Here is a 7,040-nt window from a genome sequence, read left to right as displayed (position 1 = left end):
TTGATTCTTTTGGGGGCGCGGGCGGGGACCCCCCACCCCAGTTCGGTGATGACGACGCGCTGGTCGGCGCGCAGCCGCTCCTGTTCGGCGCGCTGCATGACGTACAGGTCGGCGACCGCCTTGAGGACGGCGCACTCCAGCCGGGTCTCGCGCGGCACGACCAGTTCGGCGGTGTACCGGGTGAGGCGTCCGCCGGCCCCCTGCGTGCCCGCACGGCCCGGGCGGTGCCCCCAGCGCTGTCGGGTGGCGCCCTCGGCGGCGAGGCAGAACCGGCCGATGAGCTGGCTGGTGGCGTCCTTCAGGCGGGCCTGGGCGACCGCCGTGCCGTCGTAGCCGTGCGGCCACCACTGCTGGTCCTGGAGGCGGTCCAGGGCGGCGGCGAGTTCGGCGGGGTCGGTGCCGGCGGGGGCGTAGCGGGCGACGGCGACCGCGAAGATCTCCCGGCGCTCCGGCTCGGCGTGCAGGCAGTTGGGGTCGATGTGGCCGGCGTGCAGGCCGTCCTCCACGTCGTGCACGGAGTAGGCCACGTCGTCGGCCCAGTCCATGACCTGGGCCTCGAAGCAGGTGCGGGTGCCGGGGGCCTCTTTGCGCACCCAGTCGAAGACCGGGCGGTCGTCCTCGTAGACGCCGAACTTGGGGGACGCCGGGGCGGTGGGGTGGGCGCCGCGCGGCCAGGGGTACTTGGTGGCGGCGTCGAGGGTGGCACGGGTGAGGTTGAGGCCGACGGAGCCCTCTTCGGTGAAGCGCTTGGGTTCGATGCGGGTGAGCAGGCGCAGCGACTGGGCGTTGCCCTCGAAGCCGCCGCAGTCCTCGGCGAAGTCGTTGAGCGCCTGTTCGCCGTTGTGGCCGAACGGGGGGTGGCCGAGGTCGTGTGAGAGGCAGGCGGCCTCCACCAGGTCGGGGTCGCAGCCTAGGGCCGCACCGAGTTCCCGGCCGACCTGGGCGCACTCCAAGGAGTGGGTGAGGCGGGTGCGGGGGCTGGCGTCCCACGCCCGGCCGAGCTGGCCCGGCGTGACGACCTGGGTCTTGCCGGCGAGTCTCCTCAGGGCGGAGGAGTGCAGGACTCGGGCGCGGTCGCGCTGGAAGGCGGTGCGGCCGGGGCGTTTGTCGGGTTCCGGGGCGTAGCGTTCGGTGGCCGTCTCGTCATAGGGGGTGCCTGCCATGACTCGACAGTACGGGGCGGCGCTGACAAACGCGCCCAGTCGTCCGCCGGGTGCGGTGCTCTCGCGGGGTGCCGGCGTTCGTGGTGCCCGCGCCGGCACGTGGGTCGGGGCTGGGGTCAGGCGGCGTGGCAGTCCGCCCCCGCCGGCAGGGCCTGGTCGTACCGGTGCAGGACCAGGTCGGCCAGCTGCCCGTCGGCTCCCAGGGGGGCCGAGGCCAGCCAGGGGGCGCGGTCCGCGCACTGGGTGGCGAAGCGGCCGGGGGCCGTGAAGTACGACGCGACGGCGACTCGGTGGCGGCCCCGTGCGGCCAGGAGGCCGAGGGCCTCGGAAACGGTCGGGGTGGCGGCGGAGGCGTAGGCCGGCAGGACCGGGACGCCCAGGCGGTCGGCGAGGAGCTGGGCGGTGCGGTGGGTGTCGGCGGCGTTGTCGGGGTCGCGGGAGCCTGCCGCGGCGAGGATCACCGCGGTTTCGCGGCGCTCGGCGTCGCTCGCCGGTGGGCGCCAGCCGGCCTCCGTCAGACGGGTGCACAGGGTGTCGACCAGGAGGGGGTGCGGGCCGAGCGGGGCCGCCACGCGCGTGCGGACCCGGGCCGTGGCCGCCATCTCCGGGATGTCCCGCTTGACGTGGTAGCCCCGGCCCAGCAGCAGCGGCACCAGGACCGCGTCCGGGGTGCCGGCGGCGTCCAGGGCGGCGAGGGTGTCGGTCAGCAGCGGCTCGTTGAGCTCGATGTGCCCGAGGTGGACCGGCAGTCCGGGGCGCCGGGCGCGTACCCGGTCCAGCAGCGCGCGGACGGTGCGCAGGGCCCTCGGGTCGCGGCTGCCGTGGCCGACGAGGACGAGCGCGGGCGGAGCCGGGCGGCGGCGGCCGTCGAGGGCGACGAGGCCGAGCTGACGGGTGAGCTGGTGGGTGATCCGGTTCATGAGGTGCGCCGTACTGTCGAGGTGGTCGTCGGCCGGGCGGGCGCCGGGGCGGGGGCGGGACTCGTCGCGGGAAGGGTTCGACGCCGTCATGGAACGATCCTCGCCGACCGAGGTTGCGCCCCGGTTGCCTCACCGTGACGGGTGTTTTCCACGGCTTCACGGACCGGTGCCGGGCGGTGTGAGGCCGGGTGAGCCGCGCCATGGGCCGAACCGGATGATCGCCCGGGGCGTCCTCTCCGTGCGGAACCCGTCACGAGGAGGACGCGCGCGATGCCCCGACCCAGGCTGAGCAGACCGCGGCTGCCGCGTACCCGCGCGGGCCGTCGGCGGCTGGTGCGGGCGGTGATGGCCGGGTGTGCGCTGGGGCTGCTGCCGGCGACCTGGCTGCGCCTGACGACCGCCGACCGGCTGGTGCCGACGCGGACCGCGCCGCGCACGGACGTCGCCGTGGTGTTCGGCGCGGGACTGTGGAACGGCGAGCCGTCGCCGTATCTCGCGCACCGGCTGGACGCGGCGGCGACGCTGTACCGGGAGGGACGGGTCCGGGTGGTGCTCGTCACCGGGGACAACAGCCGGGAGGACTACGACGAACCCGACGCCATGCGCGCCTACCTGACCCGGCACGGCGTGCCGGACGGGCGGATCGTCAGCGACTACGCCGGCTTCGACACCTGGGACTCGTGCGTCAGGGCGAAGAAGATCTTCGGGGTGGACGAGGCGGTGCTGATCAGCCAGGGCTTCCACATCCGGCGGGCGGTGGCGCTGTGCCGGGCGGCCGGGATCACCGCGTACGGCGTCGGGGTCGACGAGAGGCACGACGCCACCTGGTACTACGGCGGCACCCGGGAACTGTTCGCGGCGGGCAAGGCGGCGCTGGACGCGGTCTTCGAACCGGACCCCCGTTTCCTCGGCCCCCGGGAACCGGGGGTGCGCCGGGCGCTGTCCTCGGCCGGGTGACCGCCCGGCGGGCGCGCCGGCGGGTGGGGGCCGGCCGTGCCTCACGGCGGTGCCGGGGCGCCGGGGAGGTCACCACCACACCGACGTAACAGGACACCGCACGCCGTGTAACACGGCCGACGCACGCTGGACCGCATGCAGAGCACCTCGACGCCCACCCACTGCCCGTACTGCGCCCTGCAGTGCGGAATGAATCTCACGCCCGCGCAGCAGGGGGGCGTCGAGGTGCGCGACCGCACCGACTTCCCGGTGAACCGGGGCGCGCTGTGCGGCAAGGGCCGTACGGCACCGCAGGTGCTCTCGTCCCGGGTGCGGCTGACCTCCCCGCTGGTGCGTGCCGGCGACGGCACGCTGGCGCCGGCCACCTGGGACGAGGCGCTGGACCGGATCACCGGGGAGCTGACGCGGATCCGCGCGGAGCACGGGGCGGACGCGCTGGGGGTGTTCGGCGGGGGCGGCCTGACCAACGAGAAGGCGTACGCGCTCGGCAAGTTCGCCCGGGTCGTGCTCGGCACCTCGCAGATCGACTACAACGGCCGCTTCTGCATGTCGTCCGCGGCTGCCGCCGGCATCAAGGCGTTCGGGCTGGACCGCGGGCTGCCCTTCCCGCTGGAGGACATCCCCCGGACCGGCTGTGTGATCCTCGTCGGCTCCAACCCGGCCGAGACCATGCCGCCCGCGCTGCGCTACTTCACCGAACTGCGGGCGAACGGCGGCACGCTCATCGTCGTCGATCCGCGCCGCACCCGCACCGCCGAGCAGGCCGACCTGCACCTGGCCCCGCGCCCGGGCACCGATCTGGCGCTCGCCCTGGGCCTGCTGCACCTGGTGGTCGCGGAGGGCCGGACGGACGAGGAGTACATCCAGCGGCGCACCAGCGGCTGGGAGGAGGCGCGAGCCGCCGCGATGGCGCACTGGCCGGAGTACGTGGAGCGGATCACCGGCGTACCGGTGCCGCGACTGCGCGAGGCGGTACGGCTGTTCTGCGAGCCGGAGCACGCGATGGTGCTCACCGCGCGCGGGCCCGAGCAGCAGTCCAAGGGCACCGACACGGTCGGCGCGTGGATCAACCTGTGCCTGGCGACCGGCCGGGCGGGCCGCCCGCTGTCCGGGTACGGCTGCCTGACCGGGCAGGGCAACGGGCAGGGCGGCCGGGAACACGGGCAGAAGGCCGACCAGTTGCCCGGATACCGCAAGCTGGACGACCCGGCGGCGCGGGCGCACGTCGCCGGGGTGTGGGGTGTCGACCCGGACTCGCTGCCCGGGCCCGGGCGCAGCGCGTACGAGCTGCTGGACGCGTTGGGGGGCGACATCCGTTCGCTGCTGCTGATGGGGTCCAACCCGGTGGTGTCGGCGCCGCGCGCCGCGCACGTCGAGGAGCGGCTGAGGTCGCTGGAGTTCCTCGCGGTGTGCGATGTGGTGCTGTCGGAGACGGCGGCGCTCGCGGACGTCGTGCTGCCGGTCACCCAGTGGGCCGAGGAGACCGGCACCACCACCAACCTGGAGGGCAGGGTGCTGCTGCGCCGCCGGGCGCTCACCCCGCCCGACGGCGTCCGCAGCGATCTGGAGGTCATGCACGGGATCGCCGCCCGGCTGGGCGTGGAGAAGGGGTTCCCGACCGACCCGGAGGAGGTCTTCGAGGAGCTGCGCCGGGCCAGCGCGGGCGGCCCCGCCGACTACTCGGGCATCACCTACCGGCGGCTGGCCGAGGAGAACGGGGTGTTCTGGCCGTGCCCGGGCGGCGCCGAGCCGGGCGAGGGCGGCGCGCTCGACGCGCCCGGGGCCGGCCGGGAGGAGGGGGGCTCGCCGGACGCCGGCGCCGGTCTCGGTGAGGACGCCTCACTGGACGCCCCCGGCGCCGACGACCCCGCGCGGGACGGCGACGGCGGCGCCGGGGCGCATCCGCATCCGGGGACGCCCCGGCTGTTCCTCGACGGGTTCGCCACGCCGGACGGCCGGGCCCGGTTCGTGCCGGTGACGCACCGGGCGGCCGCCGAGGAGCCGGACGACGAGTACCCGGTGCTGCTGACCACCGGGCGGGTGGTCGCCCAGTACCAGTCCGGCGCGCAGACCCGCCGCGTCGACGAGCTCAACGCGGCGGCGCCGAACTCCTTCGTGGAGCTGCACCCGCGCCTCGCGGCGCGGCTCGGCACGGCCGAGGGCGACCCGGTCGCGGTGGTCTCCCGCCGGGGCCGCGCGGTCGCCCCCGCCCGCATCACCCCGCACATCCGCCCGGACACGGTCTTCATGCCCTTCCACTGGCCCGGCGCCGGCCGCGCCAACACCCTCACCAACCCGGCCCTGGACCCGACGTCCCGGATGCCGGAGTTCAAGGTGTGCGCCGTGCGTCTGGAACGGGCGTAGGGCGCCGGACTCCCGGTACGGGCCCGGCTCGGAGCCGGGGCCCCGGCGGGCCCGGCCGCGGGCACGCGCGGCGCGAACCCGGCCGTGCGGCGGCGTAGTCGGAGCCGAGCGGATCACCTCGCGCGGGCCTCCCTACACTGTGGGCTCCTGACGGCCGGGAGAGAGAGTCGACCACGTGATACCGAAGTCCAGGCTGCGGAAGGCGCTGTTGGCCGCGCTGACCGCCACCTTGGCGGCGTTCGGCGGGCAGGTCCCCGCGCAGGCCGCCGTGAACTCGCCCAGTCTCAGCGACCACCGGCTGCGGCCCGCCGACAATACGGTCGAACTGTCGGCCCGGGTGCGGCGGCTGGGCGCCGAACTGCCCACGCTCGACGTGCGGAACATCCTGGACACGGCCAACCGCACGGCGGTGCGGAACGCGGACGGCGTGGCCTGCGACGCCGAAGCGGCCGGCAACCTCCCGTTGCACGGGACCAGTTACTGCTTCGACGGGCCGGACAGCGGCACCGTCGGCGGGGTGGTCGAGTGGATGCCGCAGGGCGTGACCACCGTGGCCGACGCGCAGGCCGACCAGTTGTGGGGGACCAAGCGGGCCGTCCTCGTCAGCTGGTACGACAAAGCGCCCTCCGAGGGCGGCCAGTCCGGCGGCGACGCCGACGAGACCAAGGGCTGCCGGGTCACCTTCCTCGACCCGGACACCCTGCGGTACCGGCATGTGCTGCTCGCCTACCCGTACGTCAACAGCTACGGCAACCCGACCTACATGAGCCTGCGGACCACGCAGTACTCCGACCGGCCCTCGCTGCACTGCGGCGGGATGGCCTGGTACGGCAACTACCTCTACGTCGCGGACACCGACCGGGGGCTGCGGGTCTTCGACCTGCGGTACATCTTCGACCTGGGCGAGGCCGCGAACGGGGACACCGGCGACAAGTACCGGATCGGCCGGCACAGCGGCGTCTACTACGGGCACGGGTACCGCTTCGTGATGCCGCAGGTCGGTGCCTGGATCAGTACGGTGGGCCGGACCAAGTGCGTCGACGGTGGCGGGCCCAGCTTCTCCTACGTGGGCCTCGACCGCAGCGGCCTGGACCATCTGACGACCGGGGAGTACTGCTCCGGCGCGGACGCCGACCCCGACGGCGACGGGGTCAAGGACCCCGACCGCATGGGACGGGTGGCACGCTGGCCGCTGGACGGTGCCACCGGCGCGCCCCGGCTGACCGCCGACGGCGACTGGCAGGCCGACGCCGTGTACCGGCTGCCGCAGAGCAACGTGCAGGGCGCCGTGTCCTACGACGGCAGGTGGTACCTGAGCCGCAGCCGGGGCGACCGGAGCAACGGCGTCCTGTACGTGACGAAGCCGACGACCGCCCCCACCGGGGTGCTGGAGATCGAGAGCGTCCACCGGGCTGCGGTGGGCGTGGAGGACCTCTCGCACTGGCCCGGCCCCGAGCAGGGCCCGGGAGAGCTGTGGACGGTGACCGAGCACCCGGGCAAGCGGATGATCTACGCCTGTCCCCTCCCCCGGCTCACCGACCCGGCGCGGGAGGGCGAGATCTGCGGCCCCTGGCCGGACGCGCCCGCCTGAGTTCCCTCCGCCCGCACGGCCGCCCCGGCGGATTCTGTCGCCGGG

5 protein-coding genes are annotated in these 7,040 nt (G+C 75.0%); 3 read left to right on the top strand and 2 right to left on the bottom strand.

Going from position 1 to position 7,040, the window contains the following annotated elements; genetic code table 11:
- On the bottom strand, positions 1 to 1,163 hold a 1,163-nt coding region (locus tag AC3ET3_RS34055; RefSeq protein WP_435613542.1), incomplete at its 3' end, for a deoxyguanosinetriphosphate triphosphohydrolase.
- A gap of 116 nt (positions 1,164 to 1,279) precedes the next feature.
- Positions 1,280 to 2,173: a sirohydrochlorin chelatase gene (locus AC3ET3_RS34050; protein WP_432139226.1), complete on the bottom strand. Its 894-nt coding sequence runs from the start codon at positions 2,171 to 2,173 to the stop codon at positions 1,280 to 1,282.
- Positions 2,174 to 2,353: 180 nt separating this feature from the next.
- Between AC3ET3_RS34050 and AC3ET3_RS34045 the strand changes: the two genes are divergently transcribed.
- The 3 genes from AC3ET3_RS34045 to AC3ET3_RS34035 all read left to right on the top strand — a co-directional run bounded on the left by AC3ET3_RS34045 (position 2,354) and on the right by AC3ET3_RS34035 (position 6,995).
- Entirely contained in the window at positions 2,354 to 3,040 is a 687-nt protein-coding gene (locus AC3ET3_RS34045) for a SanA/YdcF family protein (protein WP_435613541.1), read from the top strand.
- 135 nt (positions 3,041 to 3,175) lie between these two features.
- A complete protein-coding gene (locus AC3ET3_RS34040) occupies positions 3,176 to 5,404 on the top strand; it encodes a molybdopterin oxidoreductase family protein (protein WP_435613540.1) in 2,229 nt (742 codons plus the stop codon).
- Between the two features lie 175 nt (positions 5,405 to 5,579).
- Positions 5,580 to 6,995, top strand: a complete 1,416-nt coding sequence (locus AC3ET3_RS34035) for an LVIVD repeat-containing protein (RefSeq protein WP_432139229.1) — start codon at positions 5,580 to 5,582, stop codon at positions 6,993 to 6,995.
- Positions 6,996 to 7,040 lie beyond the last annotated feature (45 nt).

The organism is Streptomyces sp. bgisy159, from assembly GCF_057707805.1.
The sequence above is the reverse complement of the archived record's forward strand: the minus strand, read 5'-3'. Positions and strand labels throughout refer to the sequence as shown.